21 protein-coding genes and 1 tRNA gene are annotated in these 23,051 nt (G+C 45.4%); 13 read left to right on the top strand and 9 right to left on the bottom strand.

Translation table 11 applies throughout. The features are described from left to right. Positions 1-36: 36 nt before the first annotated feature. Entirely contained in the window at positions 37-1,569 is a 1,533-nt protein-coding gene (locus tag R7040_RS09680) for an inorganic triphosphatase (RefSeq protein WP_053304332.1), read from the bottom strand. Between the two features lie 212 nt (positions 1,570-1,781). Between R7040_RS09680 and R7040_RS09675 the strand changes: the two genes are divergently transcribed. The 3 genes from R7040_RS09675 (at position 1,782) to R7040_RS09665 (ending at position 4,643) form a co-directional block, all read left to right on the top strand. Continuing rightward, on the top strand, positions 1,782-2,462 hold the full coding sequence (locus R7040_RS09675) for a TIGR00153 family protein (RefSeq protein ID WP_005379896.1): 681 nt from the start codon (positions 1,782-1,784) through the stop codon (positions 2,460-2,462). Positions 2,463-2,593: 131 nt separating this feature from the next. Continuing rightward, a complete protein-coding gene (locus R7040_RS09670) occupies positions 2,594-3,853 on the top strand; it encodes an inorganic phosphate transporter (protein WP_005379898.1) in 1,260 nt (419 codons plus the stop codon). Between the two features lie 178 nt (positions 3,854-4,031). Continuing rightward, the gene (locus R7040_RS09665) at positions 4,032-4,643 is read left to right on the top strand and encodes a TIGR04211 family SH3 domain-containing protein (protein WP_005379900.1); all 612 of its coding nucleotides are present in this window, start codon (positions 4,032-4,034) and stop codon (positions 4,641-4,643) included. 87 nt (positions 4,644-4,730) lie between these two features. Here the strand turns inward: R7040_RS09665 and ggt are convergent, their stop codons facing one another. From ggt to R7040_RS09650, 3 genes are all read right to left on the bottom strand, one after another. After that, positions 4,731-6,461 (bottom strand): gamma-glutamyltransferase, encoded by a 1,731-nt coding sequence (gene ggt / locus R7040_RS09660; protein WP_262599809.1) that lies wholly within the window; start codon positions 6,459-6,461, stop codon positions 4,731-4,733. 273 nt (positions 6,462-6,734) lie between these two features. Next, on the bottom strand, positions 6,735-7,421 hold the full coding sequence (locus R7040_RS09655) for a general secretion pathway protein GspB (protein WP_005379904.1): 687 nt from the start codon (positions 7,419-7,421) through the stop codon (positions 6,735-6,737). Beyond that, positions 7,421-9,037 (bottom strand): ExeA family protein, encoded by a 1,617-nt coding sequence (locus R7040_RS09650; protein WP_213896523.1) that lies wholly within the window; start codon positions 9,035-9,037, stop codon positions 7,421-7,423. Before R7040_RS09650 ends, R7040_RS09655 begins: the two co-directional genes overlap by 1 nt. A 137-nt stretch (positions 9,038-9,174) precedes the next feature. Here R7040_RS09650 and R7040_RS09645 point away from each other — a divergent pair, with 137 nt between their 5' ends. Continuing rightward, positions 9,175-10,395 carry a multifunctional CCA addition/repair protein gene (locus R7040_RS09645; protein WP_064353610.1) on the top strand — a complete coding sequence of 407 codons (1,221 nt, stop codon included), beginning with the start codon at positions 9,175-9,177 and terminating at the stop codon, positions 10,393-10,395. 52 nt (positions 10,396-10,447) lie between these two features. Here R7040_RS09645 and R7040_RS09640 read toward each other — a convergent pair whose 3' ends face one another. Genes R7040_RS09640 through folB form a run of 3 tightly spaced genes read right to left on the bottom strand, consistent with a single transcriptional unit; the run spans position 10,448 to position 12,104 of the window. After that, on the bottom strand, positions 10,448-11,251 hold the full coding sequence (locus R7040_RS09640) for an undecaprenyl-diphosphate phosphatase (protein WP_017636143.1): 804 nt from the start codon (positions 11,249-11,251) through the stop codon (positions 10,448-10,450). Positions 11,252-11,265: 14 nt separating this feature from the next. Further along, positions 11,266-11,748, bottom strand: a complete 483-nt coding sequence (gene folK, locus R7040_RS09635; RefSeq protein ID WP_005387457.1) for a 2-amino-4-hydroxy-6-hydroxymethyldihydropteridine diphosphokinase — start codon at positions 11,746-11,748, stop codon at positions 11,266-11,268. Beyond that, a complete protein-coding gene (gene folB / locus R7040_RS09630) occupies positions 11,745-12,104 on the bottom strand; it encodes a bifunctional dihydroneopterin aldolase/7,8-dihydroneopterin epimerase (RefSeq protein ID WP_005387458.1) in 360 nt (119 codons plus the stop codon). The genes folK and folB overlap by 4 nt, the downstream gene beginning before the upstream one ends. A gap of 250 nt (positions 12,105-12,354) precedes the next feature. Here folB and plsY point away from each other — a divergent pair, with 250 nt between their 5' ends. Further along, positions 12,355-12,966, top strand: coding sequence for a glycerol-3-phosphate 1-O-acyltransferase PlsY (gene plsY, locus R7040_RS09625; protein WP_005379857.1), 612 nt, complete (start codon positions 12,355-12,357; stop codon positions 12,964-12,966). 34 nt (positions 12,967-13,000) lie between these two features. On the opposite strand, the gene R7040_RS09620 is transcribed toward plsY, so the two are convergent. After that, a complete protein-coding gene (locus R7040_RS09620; protein ID WP_005379855.1) occupies positions 13,001-13,816 on the bottom strand; it encodes an alpha/beta fold hydrolase in 816 nt (271 codons plus the stop codon). A gap of 176 nt (positions 13,817-13,992) precedes the next feature. Beyond that, positions 13,993-15,009 (bottom strand): tRNA (adenosine(37)-N6)-threonylcarbamoyltransferase complex transferase subunit TsaD, encoded by a 1,017-nt coding sequence (gene tsaD, locus R7040_RS09615; RefSeq protein ID WP_005379854.1) that lies wholly within the window; start codon positions 15,007-15,009, stop codon positions 13,993-13,995. 230 nt (positions 15,010-15,239) lie between these two features. On the opposite strand from tsaD, the gene rpsU reads away from it, so the two are divergent. From rpsU to R7040_RS09575, 8 genes are all read left to right on the top strand, one after another. Continuing rightward, positions 15,240-15,455 (top strand): 30S ribosomal protein S21, encoded by a 216-nt coding sequence (gene rpsU, locus R7040_RS09610; RefSeq protein WP_001145625.1) that lies wholly within the window; start codon positions 15,240-15,242, stop codon positions 15,453-15,455. A 27-nt stretch (positions 15,456-15,482) separates the two neighbouring features. Continuing rightward, the gene (locus R7040_RS09605; protein WP_005379720.1) at positions 15,483-15,926 is read left to right on the top strand and encodes a GatB/YqeY domain-containing protein; all 444 of its coding nucleotides are present in this window, start codon (positions 15,483-15,485) and stop codon (positions 15,924-15,926) included. A gap of 149 nt (positions 15,927-16,075) precedes the next feature. Next, positions 16,076-17,842: a DNA primase gene (gene dnaG / locus R7040_RS09600; RefSeq protein ID WP_005379719.1), complete on the top strand. Its 1,767-nt coding sequence runs from the start codon at positions 16,076-16,078 to the stop codon at positions 17,840-17,842. 99 nt (positions 17,843-17,941) lie between these two features. Beyond that, the gene (rpoD, locus tag R7040_RS09595) at positions 17,942-19,804 is read left to right on the top strand and encodes an RNA polymerase sigma factor RpoD (RefSeq protein ID WP_005395986.1); all 1,863 of its coding nucleotides are present in this window, start codon (positions 17,942-17,944) and stop codon (positions 19,802-19,804) included. Between the two features lie 155 nt (positions 19,805-19,959). Next, positions 19,960-20,035 (top strand) — tRNA-Ile (locus R7040_RS09590). 98 nt (positions 20,036-20,133) lie between these two features. Then, positions 20,134-21,225 (top strand): site-specific integrase, encoded by a 1,092-nt coding sequence (locus R7040_RS09585; protein ID WP_318096710.1) that lies wholly within the window; start codon positions 20,134-20,136, stop codon positions 21,223-21,225. Between the two features lie 375 nt (positions 21,226-21,600). Further along, on the top strand, positions 21,601-22,335 hold the full coding sequence (locus tag R7040_RS09580) for an AHH domain-containing protein (RefSeq protein WP_054578491.1): 735 nt from the start codon (positions 21,601-21,603) through the stop codon (positions 22,333-22,335). A 290-nt stretch (positions 22,336-22,625) separates the two neighbouring features. Further along, positions 22,626-22,922 carry an imm11 family protein gene (locus R7040_RS09575; RefSeq protein ID WP_182039652.1) on the top strand — a complete coding sequence of 99 codons (297 nt, stop codon included), beginning with the start codon at positions 22,626-22,628 and terminating at the stop codon, positions 22,920-22,922. Positions 22,923-23,051: the final 129 nt, after the last annotated feature.

Genomic DNA, 23,051 nt, shown 5'->3' with positions numbered 1-23,051 from the left:
TGCGGTCCTATTTTTTTGTCGTTATCACCAGAACGATCATTCACGCCAATAAGGCTGAACTTCCACACTGATCGCTCGGGTTTGATCCATTGCATGCAAAATTGAGCGCTCTTGACGGTGCAACCAGCGTTCTAACTGCTCTTTTTCTGCGTCTTCCAGCATATCAACCAACGGGAGCAAGTGGTTCAGCATTAGCAGATCATCGATACCATGCACTAGATCCGCCCATGGTAAACGGAAGCTGTTACGCTCATCCGAGTTATACAAACTCGCGAAACCAATACCAGTATAGAGGTTACGCAATAAGCGATAACGCTGATCAACGTACTCTTGCGCCGTCAAATCGCGCTCTGCTGGGAAAGCTTCCATTAGCTCAGCCCAAGTGCGATCGAGCTGAGTAACTGAAAACGGCATGATGTTGCTTGCCATTTTTTCACGTGCTTTTTCATCAAGAAATGGCTGCCAACCGCGTGCTAAGATCCAGCGGCTTAGATCCAGCAGTAACCCTGTGTAACGAGCGGAATTGAGCAACCCTAGCACTTCTTCACGGCTTGGCAACTCTTGTAACTGCTGAGTCAGCTCAGATACTAAGAACTTACGTGCATCCAACTTGCGCAGCACATTGCCTTTGTCATCTAAAAGCTCTTCAAGGTGTGCATGCTCATCCAACCAACTCAGTTCTTCTTCCAACCATTTAAGCTCTTGGCGCAGAATCGCGCTCGCGCGACGAGGGACAATCCCGCCAAAAATAGTCAATGTTTGACGAATGAAACGAATGGCATTACTGATTTCACGCAGTGCTTCCACGCTGTCACGCTCAGCATAAATTTGCTCGTGATAATGCCAATGAGACAAAGCGTGCTCTAATGAGTTGATCAAGCAAAATTCAACGGTATCCGTCGGACTACTGTCCACAAGTGCCAATGATTTTACTTCATCACCCGCATAACCGCTTGCAAGTCGATAACCTTTCGCCGCTTTGCTCAAGTTACCCAAGCGCATACCGCCTTGCTCGCAAAAGCTGCGTGCCAGTGTGAATAAAGCTTCGGTTTGGCCAGACTTAAGCTCCAGTTCAACTTCGCAAATTGGCTCTTGCTTCTCTTCTTCGTCTTCACCTTTGGCTACAACTAAACCTTGGTCAAAGGCAACTTCAATCTGACTGCCATCGGGCATGCCAATCAGCCATTGTTCACGTGTGAAGTTGGTCGAGAATAATGGCATAAGCTCGGATTGCAGCGTTTCTGCATCTTTACCTGGAGGCCAAATATCTAGAGGATGAAGCGACAGATCAGGCTCGTCGCTAGTGTGCTCAGCATTGTATTCTGGTCTTTGATGTAAGCCTGCGACGACGCGTCCTGCTGTCTTTACGGTTTGGACGAATACATCATCAAAACGGCGAATTCTTAAACCAATGTCGTGCTTTCTAAGCCATTTATCGGCAGTATCAAAATAGGTGTTACCCAAGTCACGACAACTATGCTGAAGTACTTTTGTCTCAGAAATTTTTTCTTTTAAAGTTTCTGAAAATTCAGGAGAAACAAAAAACTTCAGTTCTATTTCGGTTTCCATAGCTATACCTTTCAAAGCAGATAGAAACAGGATATTGCGTAATTTCTCACACGGCAAGAGAGAAATATCGCCGGAATGATGATCTAAAACAGTTTTAATGAGCGATTTAATGCGTTACCATGCGCGCCTTTATAGCCATCGTTCAACATTTCGCCAAGCACTCAGAAATGGTGTATGTTTTTTTAAGGTTATAGTTATTAGGTTGAATGACCATGCCAGTAAATACAATTATGGGGTTATTTGCAAAGTCCCCAATTAAGCCTTTGCAACGCCACGTTGTGTGTGTCAACGAATGTTGTTCACACTTGGTGAAATTCTTTGAAGTATCTTCAAAGGGTGATTGGGAAAAAGCAGCAGAAATCCGTGCACAAATTTCTCACCTAGAGAAAGAAGCGGATGTGCTGAAACGTGAAATCCGTCTAAAACTGCCTCGCGGTTTGTTCATGCCAGTCGACCGTACTGACATGCTTGAGCTTTTGACTCAACAGGACAAACTTGCAAACCTGGCAAAAGACATTGCTGGCCGTGTATATGGTCGTCAACTTGTCATCCCTGAGGCTCTCCAACCAAACTTCCTCGCTTACGTTCAACGTTGTCTTGATGCTGCCGATCAGGCGCAAAAGGTAATCAATGAACTTGATGAATTGCTAGAAACCGGCTTCAAAGGCCGTGAAGTGACGCTCGTCGCTGAAATGATTCATCAATTAGACGTTATCGAAGATGATACCGATGCCATGCAGATTGAACTTCGCCAACAGTTGATGGTGATTGAAGCTGACATGAACCCTATCGATGTCATGTTCCTGTACAAGATTCTTGAATGGGTAGGTGGTATTGCCGACCAAGCGCAGCGCGTAGGTGCTCGTTTGGAAGTCATGCTATCTCGATCTTAAAACATAAAGTTAACGACATAACGAAGAGCATAATTAACACGTGTCATAGGGACGATGACTATTTTCATCGTCTTATGGTTTGGCGCGCGTAAAATTTTGTTCCGCTTGTTATAAAACAACTAGGTATTACGATGGATATCCTTGCGAACTACGGCACTGTCCTGATTATTGTTGCAGCGATTTTTGGTTTCATGATGGCGATTGGTATTGGCGCGAACGACGTTGCTAATGCGATGGGTACATCTGTAGGTTCAAAAGCGCTAACTGTAAAACAAGCTATCATCATTGCGATGATCTTCGAATTTGCAGGTGCTTACCTTGCAGGCGGTGAAGTAACCGACACTATCCGTAAAGGTGTAATCGAAACTTCTTTATTTGCTAGTCAACCAGATGTTCTTGTCTACGGCATGATGTCTGCGCTTTTGGCAGCAGGTACATGGCTGCTTCTTGCTTCTTACATGGGCTGGCCAGTATCAACGACTCACTCAATCATAGGTGCAATCATTGGTTTTGCATGCGTATCAGTAGGTACTGAAGCGGTTGACTGGGGCAGCGTTCAAGGCATTGTTGGTAGCTGGATTATTACGCCAGTGATTTCAGGTTTCTTTGCTTACGTTATCTTTGTCAGCGCACAACGCCTGATTTTTGATACAGAGAACCCTCTGTTTAACGCGAAACGTTTTGTACCTGTTTACATGTTCATCACAACAATGGTGATTGCACTTGTAACCATCAAAAAAGGTCTGAAACACGTTGGTCTTCACCTGACCAATGGTGAAGCCTGGATGTGGGCAGCAGCAGTTTCAGCACTTGTGATGATTGGCGGCTACGTATACATCCAGAAAAAATTCGCTAATCGCGAAGAAGACCGCAGCTTTTCTGGCGTGGAAGGTATCTTCAGCGTTCTGATGGTTATCACCGCTTGTGCGATGGCATTTGCACACGGTTCAAACGACGTTGCAAACGCCATTGGTCCACTGTCTGCTGTCGTATCGACTGTTGAACACATGGGCGAAATCAGCACGAAAAGCACCATCGCTTGGTGGATTCTACCTCTTGGCGGTATTGGTATCGTGGTCGGTCTTGCAACACTGGGTCACAAAGTAATGGCAACCGTTGGTACAGGCATCACTGAGCTAACGCCTAGCCGCGGTTTTGCAGCACAGCTAGCAACAGCATGTACGGTAGTTCTAGCGTCTGGTACAGGCCTGCCAATTTCAACCACTCAAACATTGGTTGGTGCGGTTCTCGGTGTTGGCTTTGCTCGTGGTATCGCAGCACTGAACCTAGGCGTAGTTCGTAACATCGTGGCATCATGGATCGTTACACTACCAGCGGGGGCGTTATTGGCCGTAGTATTCTTCTACGGACTTCAAGCGATGTTCGCTTAAGACACTCGTCAATAGAATGTAAGCGCTTTGTCATTATTGACTCAAACGCACAGAAAGGGAGGCTTTGCCTCCCTTCTTTGTTGCACCGAGGTTTGAAACTGCATACTATTCGTCTATTTCCGGCTCCAATCATTCGGTGCCAACGCTGTCTCCAAGAAAAATCGTTAAGGGATTTACTGTGAAAAAACTAATCATCACGGTTTTGTTTACTTTGCTAGCAGCGCCAGCGGCCCTAGCAGCAGACCGTTATATTTCTGATGACCTCTTCACTTTTATGCACTCAGGTCCAAATAACACCTACCGTATTATTGGTAGTGTTAACGCCGGTTCTAAAGTACAACTGATTAAAACCAACCGAGATACTGGCTACACGCAAGTTCGTGATGACCGTGGTCGCACTGGTTGGGTACAAAGCAAGTTTGTGACAAACCAAGAGAGCATGGCAATTCGCCTTCCTCGCATTGAGAAAGAGCTAGCCGAAGTAAAAGAGCAGCTTGCTAATGCTCGTCAAACTTCTGATGCAGAGAAAGCCGGTCTTGTTACCTCTCTCGAAACACGTAACCAACAAATTTCAGATCTAGAAAATAAATACTCTGAGATCAGCGATCAGCTTACTTCTGTTGAAACAGAAAACCGCGAGCTACGCGCAAAACTGGATACACAAAAAGATGACATGCTGCTTAAGTACTTCACTTATGGCGGCGGTGTCGCAGGTTTAGGTTTACTATTTGGTTTGATTCTTCCGCATGTCATGCCTCGTAGAAAGCGCTCTCCTGCGGGTTGGGCATAAACCTCACGCTTTTATCTTTAAAAAGAACGCAAAAGCCAGTCGATATCGACTGGCTTTTTAGTTTGCTTCGTTTGACAGAAGTGAGTATTACTCCCCCATTGAACTAGAGGCTCGACGACGATCCGTTGCGCCATAAAGCTTGCCATCTTTTAGCTCAATTGCATTCAAACCGCTTACCACTGGAATAACGTGCACTGGGTAGCCAAGCTCCATAAACTCAGGCACCAGCATTTCTGCGAACGTTTTCTTTTCCACCAGCAAGCCAGTCGGGTCATAAGGCTTAGTGCGGTCTATTTTGGTGCCGTACTGAATGTTTGGTAAGTCAATTGCCTCTTGCGCTGATAAGTTCCAATCCAGCACCCCAACCACGGTTTTGAGTACATACCCCGGGATTTGTGAACTACCTGGTGACCCAACCACCAAACGCAAATTATCATCACTGTCCATCACCATTAATGGCGTAATAGCCGAACGTGGACGCTTGCCCGCTTCAATTGAGTTTTGTGTAGGTTTGCCGTTAACCGTTGGCAGAGGTGAGAAGTTAGCCATCTGCGCATTCAAGACAACGCCATCGACCATCACACCCGAGCCCATACCCGTTCCTACCGTGCTGGTCATCGCAATTGCATTTCCATCTCTATCGACGATAGAAATATGCCCTGTATCTTTGCTCTCGAAGCCTTGATATTGCGCATACTGAGTTTGCGTTATCTGTCCTGCTTTTGGATCCTCTTTTAAAGTGCCATTATCAGGGATTAAATCACGTCTCTGATCTAGATAGGCTTTAGACAATAACTGTTCAACTGGCGCTTCCACATAATCCGGATCTCCGGCATACGCAATACGATCGGCTTTTGCTATTCGCATCGCTTCAGTCATGAGACGCCAAGGTTCCACATCCGTTTTCGCCATATGGGCAATGTCATAGGGTGCAAGCAGTTCAAGACTCTGAGCGACCATCACACCGCCCGAAGCTGGGTAACCAAAAGAGACGATTTTATTACCACGGTAGTCGTTCTCAATGATGTCACGCTGCTTCACTTGGTAATGTTTAAAATCTTCTAAAGACAACTTCTCGTGTTGGTCGTCAATACGACTATTAACCGTCTCTACGATGTGCTGACCAAGCTCACCACCATAAAGGTAACTATCGCCTTGTTGCGCGATCTTCCTCAGCGTCTCAGCCATCTTAGGGTTCTTCATCAAGGTTCCCGTCGGCTTAATATCGTCCCCTTGCCAATACAAGGCTTTCACTTCCGGATCTTGCTCGAGTCGGCTTTGCTCTCTTACTACGATGTCGTAGGTGTAGCTGTTCATCGCGTACCCATTGCTCGCCAATGTAATCGCCGGCTTAATCAGCTCTGCCCATGGCAACTTGCCGTATTGTTCATGAGTGGTGTAAAGCAACCGCAACGTGCCCGGAACCGCAACAGAACGAGGGCCTAATATTTCGTTGCGACTGAGTACTTCCCCATTCTCAACAAACATTTCAGGGTTCGCGCTAGAGGGCGCTTCATCTCGACCATCAAGGGCCAGAAATTTTTTCTCGTCATGTTGATAAAACAGCGCGAAAGTCCCGCCGCCAATTCCGGTCATATCTGGCTCAACGACAGACATCACCATCTGCATCGCGACCATAGCATCAACAGCATTACCGCCTTCTTTCAATATTGAGTAACCGGTACTGCTCACGTAAGGATTCGTCGCACTGACCATGAAATCTTGCCCGCGACTATCTGGTGTAACTGGGAATGGGTCTGGCTTTGCTGCATAGCTTGTCGATGCAACAATGCTTAAAGAAAAAATCAGAATACGCATGTGTCTCTGTTTAGACTCCTATTATGTGATGGGGTCTAACGTGGACCAAGTCATTACTCCGAAGTTCGTGAAGATGGTGTCTTTTTACACAACGCTGACTGGAATCGCGCTATCAATAGATGAATGATATTGGTGCTATTTAAACGACTGAGGAAAGCTATATTTTGCTTGTTTGAGTATCTAGAAATCATCACCAGAATAGATGCAAAAGATGCTCTGAAAAATAAAAAGCCAGCGATATGATTTCGCTGGCTTGATGTGTTTCTACAAGAGTTACCCTTTCCACTCATACAACGCTGGTATACGAATTTGCTCACCTTGGAACTCAACAATCACAGCTTGCGGTTGTATTTCTCTTAGAGTGACCTGATCATCAACGACATCCCCCTGATGATACTCAACATTGTTAATTTTCACCCAACGGCGATTTTCATCACTAGCGTACATATGGGTTTGCAAATTAAGCGCAGGTAGACGCCCTTGCCACTGGTGAGCGTTGCGCTCTAAATCGTTCACGCGTGCCGTTTGTGATGACGAATTGTCATCATCTCGGGATAAGGCATTTTCGACCTTCCTAGCTAAATCAGGAGATAATGAGGATAAATCCAGATCATCCAAAGACAACCCGAGGTCCTCTTCAGCAGCAGAAGTCGTTTGGGTTGATGCTGAGTCGCGTGTTTCATCTCTGCTTGGTGTATGGCTCGTGTATTCATCGGGGGTGGTAAATGTACCAAAATCACGCGATAGCTCTGCACTTGGCCACTCTCTTGGCAATTGGGCCAACTGGGTGTTCTCTGGATAGTCTAATACTTTGAAAGGTGATACCACTTCGACCTTTTCTATCGGGGACGTTGTATCTACTTCAACACTCGGTGCAAAGAGATCTAAGTACCAAGCGACTCCGATAGCAGAAGCAGTGATTGGCAGCAAGAACAGACCTATATGTTTCACAGCTGACATTATACGTCCTCCTTCTCTATTCTCGCCAGTTGAGGCGCATCTGGTTGAACATTTTGCTGAAGTCGGTCTAGCGTTCGCTTACCTGCAATACCATCGACACCAATTCCTTGCCAACGTTGAAATAACTCGACTCGCTCTTTCATCGCACCATCAAAAATAGACGTTTCAAGCAGTGGCTCACTCACCGCTTCTGCTAATAATCGGTCTAATACTTCAATCGCAGGGCCTTCCATGTCTAACCGTAATGTTTCATTCAGCGGAGCATGCCGCAGTTCGATAATATTGCCCTGCCACAACGGCTTTAGCCACGAAACTGGCAGACGCAGACGCTGCTTGCCATTGAGCACTTCAGCTTGGTCATTACCGACGGCATATAGAATGACATACCCAACATCACCTTGATAATTCAACTCCAAGATCACAGGGCGATTTTGTTGCATCAACAGCGGCCAAGTCGCCATTTTACGCTCACAACGCATAGTCGACTGCGGTTCTGACAAACAAAGATTATCGCGAACCGATGCTTGATACCCCCACAAACGATACAAATCATTTACAGCGAGGTTCGACTGTTTTTGTGCTAACAATAAATCACGCTGCTCATCCGTTAACTGTTGGCTTACGACGGTTGGTGTTGGCTCTACTCTTGGCTCCGTCACTTGTGTCAACACTGACGTCGCTTGAGCTGGCATATAATTCACGACCGCCCACCCCGTACTTAATGCAGCAATAAGGCCTACCGTGACAGAGCCCCAAGCAGGCCAACGGAAAGTCCGGCGCTCTTTTTTATCTTGCTGATAAATATCTGCCTGAAACTGCATCACCTCTTCACAGGCCTGCTGAACGGTTTGCTTATCCACCACCACATTACCCTGGTGATAACTAATGTTGAGGGATTTGTCACAGATAAGGTTGATGAGCCGCGGTATACCGTGACTGTATTTGGCTATAAGTTTACAAGAAGCACGATTAAACAGTTGCTGGTCGCCACCTGCTGTATGTAGTCGAAATGCGATGTAATCTTCTGTCTCTTTTTCATCCAACGGCAACAGGTGATAACGCCCGGTAATACGCTGGGCAAGTTGGCGTAGTTGTGTTGTTTGTAATAACCGCTGCAATTCAGGCTGCCCGACCAACAACACTTTGAGCAATTTTCTGGTATCGGTTTCCAAGTTGGTCAACAAGCGCAACTGCTCTAGAACGTCGGCAGCAAGGTGTTGAGCCTCATCAATGACCAGCAATGTCTGCCAGCCTGAACGATAATTACGCAGCAAATATTGATGGATAACCTGGTTTAGCTGTTTGAGGTTTGCATCTGGCGGATAGGTGATTTTGAACTCATCGCAAATGGCTTCGAGCAAGTCTCTACTCGAAAACGTGGGATTGAGAATAAGACCCGCTTTGGTGTTATCCCCCAAATTCGCCAGCATCGCTTTTGCGACGGTCGTTTTGCCTGTACCTACTTCGCCAGTAAGCATAGCAAAGCCACCGCCATCGCCTAGCCCAGCTTGGAGATGTGTGATTGCCTCTTTGTGACGTTGGCTTAAATACAAATAACGTGAGTTTGGAACAATCGAAAATGGTTGTTCGACAAACCCAAAAAAGTCCTTATACATTAGGCTCTCCAGCTAAAAAACCACCTGGGAATAGTCAGACATGGTATAAACGCTCTTCTTCTATTCTTAGGAGTAAAGAAAAGTACCATTGCTTGCTACAATGTCCAACGGCATATCCATAAATTAAGAGGTAATTCGTGCAAGTTTATTTAGTAGGTGGCGCAGTTCGAGATAAATTGCTCGGAATTGATAGTTATGACAACGACTGGGTGGTCGTAGGCGCGACGCCCGAGATGATGCTGTCCCAAGGATACACCGCCGTTGGTAAAGACTTTCCTGTATTTCTGCATCCCAAAAGTAAAGAAGAATATGCCCTTGCACGAACAGAGAGAAAGTCAGGTTCTGGTTACACTGGTTTTGAATGTTTCTTCGATCAAAACGTCACCTTAGAAGAAGATTTGATACGTCGTGATTTAACCATTAACGCGATGGCAATGGAGAGTGATGGCACGATCCATGACCCATATGGTGGCCAGCAAGATCTCAACGATAAACTGCTACGCCATGTATCAGACGCCTTTATTGAAGACCCTCTACGCGTTTTACGTGTCGCTCGCTTCGCAGCGAAGCTTGCTGATCTAAACTTTACGGTTGCCGACGAAACCATGCGGTTAATGCGTCACATGGCAGAGTCCGGAGAGCTGAGCACACTGACTCCCGAGCGTGTTTGGCAAGAATGGCATAAATCTCTCTCTACTCCTCGCCCTGATATTTTCTTATCGGTTCTACGAGACTGTGGTGCATTAACCGTGGTGTTACCTGAAATTGATGCACTATTTGGCGTACCTCAACCTGAGAAGTGGCATCCAGAAATCGATACTGGCATCCATACTTTGATGGTGGCAGAGCAAGCCGCAAAATTGAGTAACTCACTCCCCGTCAGGTTTGCCGCCCAAGTGCATGACTTGGGTAAGGGCGTGACGCCAGAGAGCGAATGGCCAAGCCACAAAATGCATTGCCATACAGGATTAAAACTGATCAAAAAGCTGTGCGAACGTGTCCGGGTACCAAATGAGTTTCGTGATTTAGCCTTGATGGTGTGCGAACAGCACTCCAATATTCATCGCGCGGCTGAACTTAAACCACAAACCATAATTAAAATACTCAATAAGCTTGATGGGTGGCGTAAGTCCGAACGTCTGCAAGATATCTTGCTTTGCTGCCAAGCGGATCACGCTGGTCGTAAAGGACTGGAAACGCAACCATATCCACAGGCGGATATTTTTAGGCAAGCCTACCAAGCAGCAGCGGCAGTTGACGTTCAAACCATAATCAAAGAGGGCTTTAAAGGCCCTGCGATTCGTGACGAGCAAGAAAAACGACGTATTGAAGCAGTGAAAGCAGTACTTAAGAAGTAACGAACAAACAAAAACGCCCGCGGATTTCGCGGGCGTTTTTCGTTAGCATCAATTATGCACTTAATAGAAAAGCGAACAAACCGACGCCCAAAATGAGACGGTAAATCACAAACGGTGTCATGCCCATGCGTGAAATCATCTTCAAGAAGAAGTGGATACAGATGTACGCACTGATAAACGATGTGATAATGCCAGTAAGTAAGAAACCAACATGGACAGGTTCACCACTGGTCACTAACTTCATGCCTAAGTAGCTACCAGCTAATGTAATGATTGGGATCGACATTAAAAACGAAAATCGGGCAGCCGCTTCTCGAGTAAAGCCAAGGTAAAGCGCTGCTGTGATGGTCGCCCCTGAACGTGAAGTTCCAGGAATCATCGCTAAGGCTTGAGCAATACCGATAAATACAGCTTTCTTCCAACCCGTTTGGTATTCATCGGCAACGAGTTTAGCGTTTTTGTCTACCCACCATAGCAACAAGCCAAATACGATCGTGGTAGTCGCGATGACGTAAGCGCTACGTAGATACACTTCAATGATGTCTTTCATCAATAGACCGAACACACAAGCTGGAATCGTCGCAATCACGATCATCCAAGCCAATTTAGCCTCTTTACTGCGATCTCCTTTAAAGATCGAAGCAAATAACGCTTGAAACAAAGTGATTACTTCATGACGAAAATAGATCACGACAGCCATTAATGTACCGACGTGAACAGCAACATCAAAGGCCAGACCTTGGTCTTCCCATCCTAAAATAGCGGAAGGCAGGATCAAATGGGCAGAGCTTGAGATAGGCAAAAACTCTGTCAGCCCCTGAATCAGAGCCAAAATAAAGGCTTCAAAATAACTCATGTAAACAACTCAAATTAAAAATGAAAGGAAACGGGTTTGAGCGAATCGACTGGCTGCATAGCATGCCAAATGTCTGCGACTGTGCGTCCATCGCCTGGGATCACTAATTGCGGTTCGAGATCATACAACGGCTTTGTGACAAAAGGATATTTGTAGATATCACTGCGAGGTAGCTCAGGTTTTTTCTTGGAGACGCGCTCACCGAACAACACTATATCGAGATCCAGTGTTCGATCCTGATACTTTTGCGCGTTTTCTTCGCGTCCCCATTTAAATTCAATCTCGCGTAGTTGATGGCTCAACTCTTCTAATGACAACTCGGTACGCATTGCAACGACAAAGTTGTAGAAATTCTTACTGCTAAAACCAATAGGTTCGCATTCATATATCGGTGATACGAGGAGATTTTCTCCAAGCCGTTGCAGCTCCTGATACGCAGCAAGCACATGTTGCTCTCTTTCTACGTTCGTCCCAACACCGATATAGGTGGTGATCATGCTCGGCCTCGCTCAATCACCACACCAACAGCACGTGCTTGCGGCACGGCGCCAGGCTTCGCTAGGCGGATTTTCACCCAAGGCACAGAGAAACGCTGCATGATAAGCTCTGCTACTTCTTCAGCCACGCGCTCGACCAGTAAGAAACGACCATTTTCAATGTGGTTAAGTACCGCCTCACTCACCTGCGAATAATCCAGTGCATCTTGCACATCATCACTTTTGCCCGCAGGTTTATTATCGTGTGCCATTTCAATATCTAGAACCAACTTTTGTTTGATTTGTTGTTCCCAGTCGTACACGCCAATGGTGGTGATTACTTCTAACTGTTCAATAAAAACTTTATCCAGAGCCATCTTATGTCCTTCTATTACAGAGGTCGGATACCCGTGAGGGGTAATTTGATCGTAGTATTCTATACCTAAGTAACATTTACTTTGGTCATCACAATGTTACTTAGGTATAAACTGCGAAAGCATCTTTATATACAAGAAATCACATAATGCAAGCTCTATCACAGTGAGGATTTCTGCATTATGTAAATTCGGGGTATGATAGCAACTACGCGGGAACCGAGCATTAAATTCCAATCCATCAAGGACTTCTATGGACGCACTGGCACTGATAATGACAATGGCCGCCTATTTATTAGGTTCGGTTTCCAGTGCGGTTTTGATCTGTCGACTCTTAAAACTGCCAGACCCACGCAGTGTGGGATCTAACAATCCTGGAGCAACGAACGTATTGCGTATTGGCGGACGAGGAGCCGCTGTTTCAGTCTTGTTGTGCGATATGCTCAAAGGCACTATCCCCGTGTGGGGCGGATACTTTCTTGGTATCGACCCTATCATTCTTGGCGTCATCGCCATTGCTGCCTGTCTTGGCCACATGTACCCCATCTTTTTCCACTTTAAAGGCGGAAAAGGTGTCGCAACCGCGCTTGGCGCTATCGCTCCGATTGGTTTGGACTTAACTGGATTGGTAATGTTAACTTGGCTGTCAGTAGCCGCGCTATTCCGCTATTCATCCTTAGCGGCTCTCGTCACGGTTTTGGTCACTCCGTTTTATACTTGGATGTTTAAACCGCAATACACGTTACCTGTTGCTATGCTGTGCTGCTTAATCGTATTTAAGCATCATCAAAATATTCGTCGGCTTTTGTCTGGCGACGAGCCAAAAATCGGCGAGAAAAAACTGACACAAAAAAACTCGGCTTAATGCCGAGTTTTTCGTTTAAAGAAGGATGTATTGGTTACGCATGAACTCGATTCAGGAAGTTCAACAACATCTGGTTGACGAACTCAGGTTGCTCTAAACAACTGATGTGTCCCGCTTGGGGAATCTCCACCAACTCACTGCCTGTGATACAGTCTTTCATTAAATAAGATTCAAAAACTGGACGTGGTTTATCTTCACAGCCCACTGCAATTAACGTCGGCAGAGCAAATTTTTCCGAATCCTCAATCACATCCCGGCGACCAAACACCATGCGCCCCATGCGAGCTACTTCCACCGCACGCTCACCGTTCAGCTCTTCTAAACTGCGTTTGAATGAAGCGACAAGTTTAGGGTTATCCTGATTGACGTTGTTGGCAAAGAACAGCGGCACAACGGCTTCAATAATTGGCGCAGGCACTGCTTGGACTTGGCTGATGGTATCAAGCATTGCAAAATACTTTTTATACGTAACTTCTGGCTCCCAGCCAATGAAGGTATCCATCAATACCAGTGACTTAACACGTTGCGGCGCTTGAGCCGTTAGCTCAGCTCCCCACATGCCGCCAACAGATAAGCCCACTATCGAGAATTCTTCGATATCTAAATGATCCATCAATGCCAACATATGTTGTGCATAGTCGGCCAATGACTGTGTCGATGCAGGTGCAGCGTCCGATTCACCATGTGCCCAAAGATCTGGCACAATACAACGGAATGACTGGCTTAAAACCTCAACTTGTGGCGCCCACATTTGGCTATCCCAAAGGTAACTATGACCAAATAGAAGCACAGGGCCCTCACCTTTATCTAGATAAGCAAGTTGCTGACCTTCAATTTCAAACTTATTCATTGTTATATCCATTTCTTATTCTTCCACGTCATCCTAGCACTGAAACAATCGCGAACTGATCGCATCAGTCAGAATGTAAAACGAGGCGGTTCATTGAATAATTAAAAATAAAGGCCTCTGAGGAGCAGAGACCTTTATTACAAAGAACCGGTTTCAAACCTACCGCATAAATTTGACTAAGCGACAGGTGTTAGTTGATCAATTGGCCAACGTGGACGAGCCTCTACTGACATATCAGCCACTTCGCCATTCTTCAAGCGCTGCATGCCTGCGTAAGCGATCATCGCACCGTTATCTGTACAGAACTCAGTACGTGGGTAGTAAACTTCGCCGCCAACTTTCTTCGCTAACTTCTCTAACTCAGCTCGCAAACGACGGTTAGCACTCACACCACCAGCAATAACAATGCGTTTCATGCCTGTTTGCTCAAGCGCGCGCTTACATTTAATAGCCAACGTAGCACACACAGCCTCTTCAAATGCCAATGCGATGTCCGCGCGGGTTTGCTCGTCATCACCGTTTGCAGCAATCGTGTTAGCCGTAAAGGTTTTTAGACCAGAGAAACTCATGTCCAAACCTGGCACATTCGTCATTGGGCGCGGGAACTTAAAGCGGCCCGGTGTACCTTTTTCCGCCAGTTTAGATAATAGTGGACCGCCTGGGTAATCCAAACCCATTAGCTTCGCTGTTTTATCAAACGCTTCGCCCGCCGCATCATCAATCGACTCACCTAGAATTTTGTACTCACCGATGCCTCTCACTTCCACCATCATAGAGTGACCGCCCGATACTAATACCGCCACAAACGGGAACGGTGGAGGGTTATCTTCCAACATTGGGGCCAATAGGTGACCTTCCATATGATGAACAGGTACCGCTGGCACTCCCCAAGCATAAGCAATACTGCGACCGATAGTCGCACCCACTAATAGCGCCCCAACAAGACCAGGCCCCGCGGTATACGCGACACCATCGATGTCTTTTGAAGTTAAGTTCGCTTCTTTTAGTGCCTCTTTAATAAGAGGAATGGTTTTCTTTACGTGGTCACGTGAAGCCAACTCAGGCACCACACCGCCGTAATCTGCGTGCAGTTTTACTTGGCTGTATAGCTTGTGTGACAAGAGACCGTTTTCATCGTCATAAATTGCGATGCCAGTCTCGTCACAAGAGGTTTCAATACCAATAATGCGCATGGTTTTCTCAGTATGCTTTCTGTATAGAGGAAATTTGGGCGTCATATTACCTCGCCTTGGTGCTGCAAACAAATTTTGTACAGACAATAATCGACAAAAGGCTTTACAAAGTAGTTGTGATCGGATTAAAATTCCGCACCATTTTTGATCAAGCTGGTAAGAGACCTAACAATTGTGATTTGGTCTGTTGAATACCAGCGTTAACGAATAACCCCTGAGGTGAAAGGCATATGCCAGTAGTTAAAGTACGTGAAAACGAACCGTTCGACGTTGCTCTACGTCGTTTTAAGCGCTCTTGCGAAAAAGCAGGTATCCTTTCTGAAGTGCGTCGTCGTGAGCACTACGAAAAACCAACTACAGTTCGCAAACGCGCTAAAGCAGCAGCTCAAAAGCGTCACGCTAAGAAGCTAGCTCGCGAAAACGCTCGTCGCGTTCGCCTGTACTAATAACTGAGCTCCAAAAGGAATTTAGTTATGGCTCTGATTGATCAACTCAAAGAAGAGCAAAAATTAGCGATGAAAGCCAAGGACAAATTGCGCCTTGGTACTATTCGTTTAGCCCTATCAGCAATCAAGCAACGTGAAGTTGACGAACAGATTACTCTGAACGATGACGACATTCTTGCAGTATTGACCAAGATGGTTAAACAACGTCGCGATTCTGTAGCGCAGTTTGAAGCAGCGGGTCGTCAAGATCTTGCTGATGCGGAACAAGCAGAAATTACCGTTCTTGAGGACTTTATGCCTCAACCACTGACAGACGAAGAAGTAGCGGCTCTCATCGAGAACGCGATTGCTGAATCTGGCGCAGCTGGCATGCAAGACATGGGCAAAGTAATGGGCGTTCTGAAACCGCAAATTCAAGGGCGTGCAGATATGGGTAAAGTAAGCGGTTTAGTTCGCGCTAAATTGGCTTAAGGTACCCCACCCAATTGCAGCAAGCCGTGCTATCCTTTGGAGCGCACGGCTTGTTTGTATCTGGATGGATGGAATGAAATCAATGGGCAATACGCTCATTCTTTTAAGGCATTCACTCCACTCATCATCTTCTTTTTTTGTTAGGTTTTATGGCTGGACACATCCCTCGCAGTTTTATCGATGACCTTCTAGCTCGACTTGATATTGTCGATATCATCGACGCACGTGTGAAACTTAAGAAAAAAGGCAAAAACTACGGCGCATGCTGCCCGTTCCACAACGAAAAGACACCCTCATTCAGTGTCAGTCAAGAAAAGCAGTTCTACCATTGTTTTGGTTGTGGCGCGCATGGAAATGCCATCGATTTTTTGATGGAATTCGACCGACTAGAATTCGTCGAAGCCATTGAAGAACTCGCTTCATACTTGGGTTTAGATGTTCCTCGCGAACAACGTAGCGGCGGTAATGGTTCGTTTCAATCAGGCCCACAAGCAAGCAGCAGTGAAAAACGTAACCTATACGACTTAATGGGCAGCATTGCTCAATTTTATCGTAACCAACTCAAACAGCCAGCAAGTAAGGTGGCGATTGAGTATCTAAAAGATCGCGGCCTGTCTGGTGAAATCGTCCAGAAGTTTGGCATCGGCTATGTGGCTGATGAATGGGATTTAGTTCGTAAGAACTTTGGCCAGAATAAAGAAAACCAAGACATGCTCGTCACTGGCGGCATGTTGATTGAAAACGATAAAGGCAACCGCTACGACCGATTCCGTGGTCGAGTGATGTTTCCTATTCGAGACAGACGCGGTCGAGTAATAGGCTTTGGTGGTCGAGTATTAGGTGATGGGACACCAAAATATCTCAACTCACCCGAAACCCCGATATTTCATAAAGGTAAAGAGTTGTATGGCCTTTATGAAGTACTACAAGCGTACCGTGAGCCACCACAAATTTTAGTGGTTGAAGGCTATATGGATGTTGTCGCGCTTGCTCAATATGGCGTAGATTATTCCGTTGCCTCATTGGGAACCTCGACAACGGGCGATCACTTGCAAGTGTTATTCAGGCAAACAAGCACCGTCGTGTGTTGTTATGACGGTGACCGCGCAGGCCGTGAAGCCGCGTGGCGTGCCATGGAAAATGCATTGCCTTACCTAACGGATGGTCGCCAGTTAAAATTCATGTTTTTGCCGGATGGAGAAGATCCCGACTCTTATATCCGACAAAACGGAAAACAAGCATTTGAGCAGCAAGTGTCTAATGCGATGCCCTTGTCTGAATTCATGTTCAGCTCATTGACTCAGCAGGTCGATATGAGCACGAAAGAAGGCATGGCAAAACTGAGTACTCTTGCGGTTCCTCTCATTGATAAAGTCCCTGGCGGCACTTTAAGACTATACTTGAGAGAATTGCTTGGCCGCCGTTTGGGTTTGGTTGATGAACGCCAACTACAGCAGCTAATTTCAAAACAAGGTAAAGAGGATAAAAGGCCTCAACCTCATAAAGAAATCAAGCGAACGCCGATGCGAGAAGTGATCGCGTTACTGATTCAAAACCCACAATACGTAAGTATGGTGCCAGATCTAACTAGCGTTAGAGATTTGCCCATTCCTGGTCTAAGTTTATTTGTTGATGTACTTGATAAATGCCAAGCGCATCCCCATATCAACACAGGCCAATTATTAGAGCATTGGCGAAACAGCCAAAATGAGACCCTTCTGTCTCGTCTCGCGAGTTGGGACATTCCACTCGATGAGGACAACCAAGAAGAAATCTTTTTAGACTCACTGGATAAAATTATTGCCCAGTGCGTAGAAAAACAAATTGAAAACCTGCAGGCCAAAGCAAGAAGTGTCGGTTTATCAGCCGAAGAGAAAAGGGAGCTGCTAGCACTTATGCTAGATTTAAAAGCGTAACCCTGTTTAATTAGTCAGCAACGATTTAATTTGTTATAGTAAGTGGTTTGCATTTCGCATACTGATTCCTTCACCAGATTACGAAGTTGGATACCGTCTATGGATCACAATCCGCAGTCACAGCTAAAGTCACTTGTTATTAAAGGCAAGGAACAAGGCTATCTGACCTACGCCGAAGTAAATGACCACCTACCTGCTGAAATCGTAGATTCAGAACAGGTAGAAGACATCATTCAGATGATCAACGACATGGGCATTAAGGTAGTAGAAACTGCTCCTGATGCTGATGATTTAGCACTGAACGATGACACAAATATTACCGATGAAGATGCAGCCGAAGCTGCAGCCGCTGCACTTTCTAGCGTAGAGAGTGAGATTGGTCGTACAACAGACCCAGTACGTATGTACATGCGTGAGATGGGTACTGTCGAACTTCTAACTCGCGAAGGCGAAATCGACATCGCAAAACGTATTGAAGAAGGTATTAACCAAGTTCAATCGTCTGTTGCTGAATACCCAGGCACAATTCCGTACATTCTTGAGCAATTTGACAAAGTTCAAGCTGAAGAACTACGTCTTACAGACCTAATTTCAGGTTTTGTAGATCCAGATGCTGACGACACCGCTGCACCAACGGCAACACACATCGGTTCTGAACTGACTGAATCTCAGTTAGAAGAAGAAGACGATGAAGACGTTGATGACGACGAAGATAGCGATGACGATTCAGATGATTCTGAAGAAGATGTAGGTATCGATCCTGAATTAGCGCTAGAGAAATTCAACCAACTACGCAGCACCTATCAAAATCTTCAATTAGCAATCAACGAGTACGGCTATAACAGCCCGAAAGCAACCGTTGCTAATGAAATGATGCTAGACGTATTCCGCGAGTTTCGTCTAACACCTAAACAGTTTGATCACCTAGTGAATGAACTGCGTACTGCTATGGATCGCGTTCGTACTCAAGAGCGTCTGATCATGAAGTCAGTGGTTGAATACGGCAAAATGCCGAAGAAATCATTCATCGCGCTGTTCACTGGTAATGAATCAAGTGAAGCTTGGCTGGATGAAGTTCTTGCTTCAGACAAGCCATACGCTGAAAAGATCAAACGTAACGAAGAAGAAATCCGTCGTTCAATCGCTAAGCTAAAAATGATTGAAGAAGAGACTTCTCTAAACGTACAGAACATTAAAGACATCAGCCGTCGTATGTCTATCGGTGAAGCAAAAGCTCGCCGTGCGAAGAAAGAGATGGTTGAAGCGAACTTGCGTCTTGTAATTTCTATCGCGAAGAAATACACCAACCGTGGCCTACAGTTCTTGGATCTGATCCAGGAAGGTAACATCGGTCTGATGAAAGCGGTAGATAAGTTCGAATATCGTCGTGGTTACAAGTTCTCGACTTACGCAACGTGGTGGATCCGTCAGGCAATCACTCGTTCAATCGCGGACCAAGCACGTACGATTCGTATCCCGGTACACATGATCGAAACGATCAACAAGCTAAACCGTATTTCTCGTCAAATGTTGCAAGAGATGGGTCGCGAGCCACTACCGGAAGAACTGGCAGAGCGCATGCAAATGCCAGAAGACAAGATTCGTAAAGTTCTAAAAATCGCTAAAGAGCCTATCTCAATGGAGACACCAATCGGTGACGACGAAGATTCGCATCTAGGTGATTTTATCGAAGATACAACGCTAGAACTTCCGCTAGATTCTGCAACAGCAACTAGCCTTAAAGTGGCAACAAAAGACGTGCTTGCAGGTCTAACGCCACGTGAAGCGAAAGTACTTCGTATGCGCTTTGGTATCGACATGAACACTGACCATACTCTAGAAGAAGTTGGTAAGCAGTTCGACGTTACTCGTGAGCGTATCCGTCAGATCGAAGCAAAAGCACTACGTAAACTTCGTCACCCAAGCCGCTCAGAGACTCTGCGCAGCTTCCTAGACGAATAATCGCAGCGCATACAAGCTTTTAGAAATCAAAAAAGGTGACTTTAGGTCACCTTTTTTATTATCTACTGTTCTAAGTGGATAAAAACTAAGCGCAATTGCCCTAGTTGGTATCTAGACACCTTGCAACGCTTCCCCTATAATCGTTGTCCTATTAAGGCCCCTTAGCTCAGTGGTTAGAGCAGTCGACTCATAATCGATTGGTCCCCAGTTCAAGTCTGGGAGGGGCCACCATTCAAATCAAGCACTTATCGCTTATCCTCTTTTGAATGTTGCCTTTCTATACGTCCCGAGGTACAAAATCAGTACAGTGAGTATTCGGGAGTACTTTTATGGCAACCTTAGTTAAAACCCCTTCAGGCACATGGAAAGCTGTTATTAGAAAAACAGGCTGGCCAACTACATCTAAAACTTTTCGCCTCAAACGCGATGCAGAAGATTGGGCTAGGCGTACTGAAGATGAAATTGTTCGTGGCGTGTATATCAAACGCTCTTCTTCAGAACGGATGACGATAGAAGATGCTCTGCAACATTATTTAGCTGAAGTATCTCCCACGAAGCGCCCAGCCACTGCTGCATGTGATGCGAGACATTCCAAACCAATCATCAAAGCTTTAGGCCAATATTCCCTAGCCGCCCTCACTCCAGATATCATTGCCAAATACCGTGATGACCGTTTAGCTGGCTTAGACCGATGCGACGCCAAAGGGAATCCTGCGCCGAAACCTCGTTCTCCAAACACAGTTCGTATAGACCTAGCGCTGCTCAGCCACCTATACAACATCGCGATTAAAGAATGGGGTATAGGCTTAGCAATTAATCCAGTACAAAATATCCGCAAGCCCTCCCCTCCTTCTGGGCGAGAACGACGCTTAACTCCAGAAGAAGAATTGAAGCTCCTAGAAGCCGTTGAGGCACACTCGAATCCGATGTTAACCTGGATTGTCCGTATAGCCTTAGAAACGGGTATGCGCTCATCAGAGATAACCTCTTTGCGCCGCTCTCAAGTTGATTTGAAAAAACGTGTAGTTTTCCTGGTTGAAACCAAAAACACCATGCCGAGAACCGTTCCGCTTTCTCTCCCGGCGTTAGAATCTTTTAAACAGGCAATTAACAATCCGGTACGGCCAATTGATACTGACCTGATTTTTTTTGGCGAGCCAGGTAAAGACGGCAAAAGACGTCCATACAATTTCAACAAGGTATGGATGAAGATTAAGACCAAGATTGGCCTGAAGGATTTCAAATTCCACGACCTGCGCCACGAGAGCGTCAGCCGTTTAGTAGAAGGCGGATTAAGTGATCAGCAAGTCGCGGCCATCAGCGGCCATAAATCGATGCAGATGCTACGCCGGTACACGCACCTCAGAGCCGAAGACCTAGTTGAAGAGCTGGACGCGATTGCAAAAGAGAAAAAAGCATAGGTAGAAGCGACCCTCAAATGTCAATACTATATCTATTAGATGAGTAATGCCGGCTTGTTCTCCTCTGATAAGCCCGACTTATTGAATCTTGGGGGACTAGAAAGATAAACATACCAGTGCTGACATATGAGGGGCAGCTATACTTGAACTGTGTGAAGCTTTCTCAGGTAAGTGGTAACTGAACTAATAGTAAGTTTTATATAACTCTCCCCTCTATATTTAACGCATACATTGATGTTTCCCCACAGTTACACCTCCCGACCTTTACTATTTATCTCTTTATTTTTTAAGCTGAGTCATAATTCTCGATAATCACATTGCAACCAGTTTCCTATCGATGTTATTACATCAAAAACTCAACACATAGGTATGGAAATGCAAACTGGATTATCTATCGCTGGACATCGTTCAAATCGTCCTGCAAACCCATCAGCGGCAGAATTAGCCTTAGATCGTTACGATATGTTAGTTAAAGACTTCTACGCCAAATATAAGACAAATAAAGCTCGTACCGCACCCAAAGCGCAAGTAAAACGAATGCTTGAAGCTGAACAAAGAGATCTAAAGTTTTTGAAGATGAAGCGTACACAATTGATTGCTCATGCCAAAGTCACAGAGATGGAAGCTGAGCTTCGAGATTATGTAAAGGAAAACCAGAGCAAAAAGTTGAAAGAGCTTGAGGAAGAAGAACATCACCCAACTCAAAAACTTGCAAGAAACCTAACCGCAGCAGGGGAGCCAAAACCTACTACCAATCACGAAGCCCACCACATTATTCCAGGTAAAGGTCGGTTCAAACAAACAGCAATTCAGGCAGCTCGACTTGAGCTGCACATGCACCAAATAGGTATAAATGATCCAAGAAATGGGGTCTGGATGATGAACTTCAAAAAGAACAACGACTTGAATTGGGTTGACCCAAAGTCACCGGCACACCGTTCAATACATCGATTTAACTATGAGAACTGGATCGCAAGAATATTTGTGACTGGTGGTATGACAAAACAGATGGTAATAGCTCGGTTAAATAGGATTAAAATGAGCTTGAAGGATGGAGAATACCCTTCAAAGATTACTCAGAAAAAAGATGTAAGTTGGAATGGCTCATGACCGTTTATAGAATCACAGAAGATCCTACTAAGTTTAAAACTCTTTCATTATTGCCTAGTGACCTAGCTGAACAATTAGGTGACTTTGAGCTTGTAAGAGACATACTGCATCAACCTTCGCACAATTCATCACTCCAACCGATATGGGGTAAGGTTAATTCGGAGTTTGCAGATGTTCTCAAGGAAGATTCGGAAACCCCAGATATAAGTATTTGGTGTAATACATTCCTCATATTTTCACCCAAAGCATTCAATTACTTACATAACAAGTTGTCGACATGTGGAGAGTTTTTGCCAATCAATGTAGGTAGTGAAACTTGGTATTTCTATGCAGCACTGACATTCGCAAGAGAAAACAAACAGTTAACGATTCCCAAAGTTGAATACGGTGAATTGATAGGATTGGAAACACTAGTCTTCGACGAAGAAGATACTCAAGATAAATATATCTTCAAGTCAGTAGAGGAAGGCCCCGTAAACCTATTCTGTACAGATATACTTCGAGAGTTAGTGACCGAACATAAGCTGACAGGTATTGGTTTCTCAGAGGATCTAACAGGTTTAGATTTCATTGATGAGGCCGTGTAATTTAGCTTATAGGATTACTTGATTTTGCTCATTGGTAACTTGGTCACCAGCTGTCAGCATAGGTTGCTTATTGAGCATTAGTGCATATGGTGGGATGATTGATTGTTTTACGCCAGGAAGGGAATGAAT

It is taken from the genome of Vibrio sp. 1069 (genome assembly GCF_033340555.1).
Note: the sequence above shows the minus strand (reverse complement) of the source record. Positions and strands in the feature narration are given on the sequence as shown.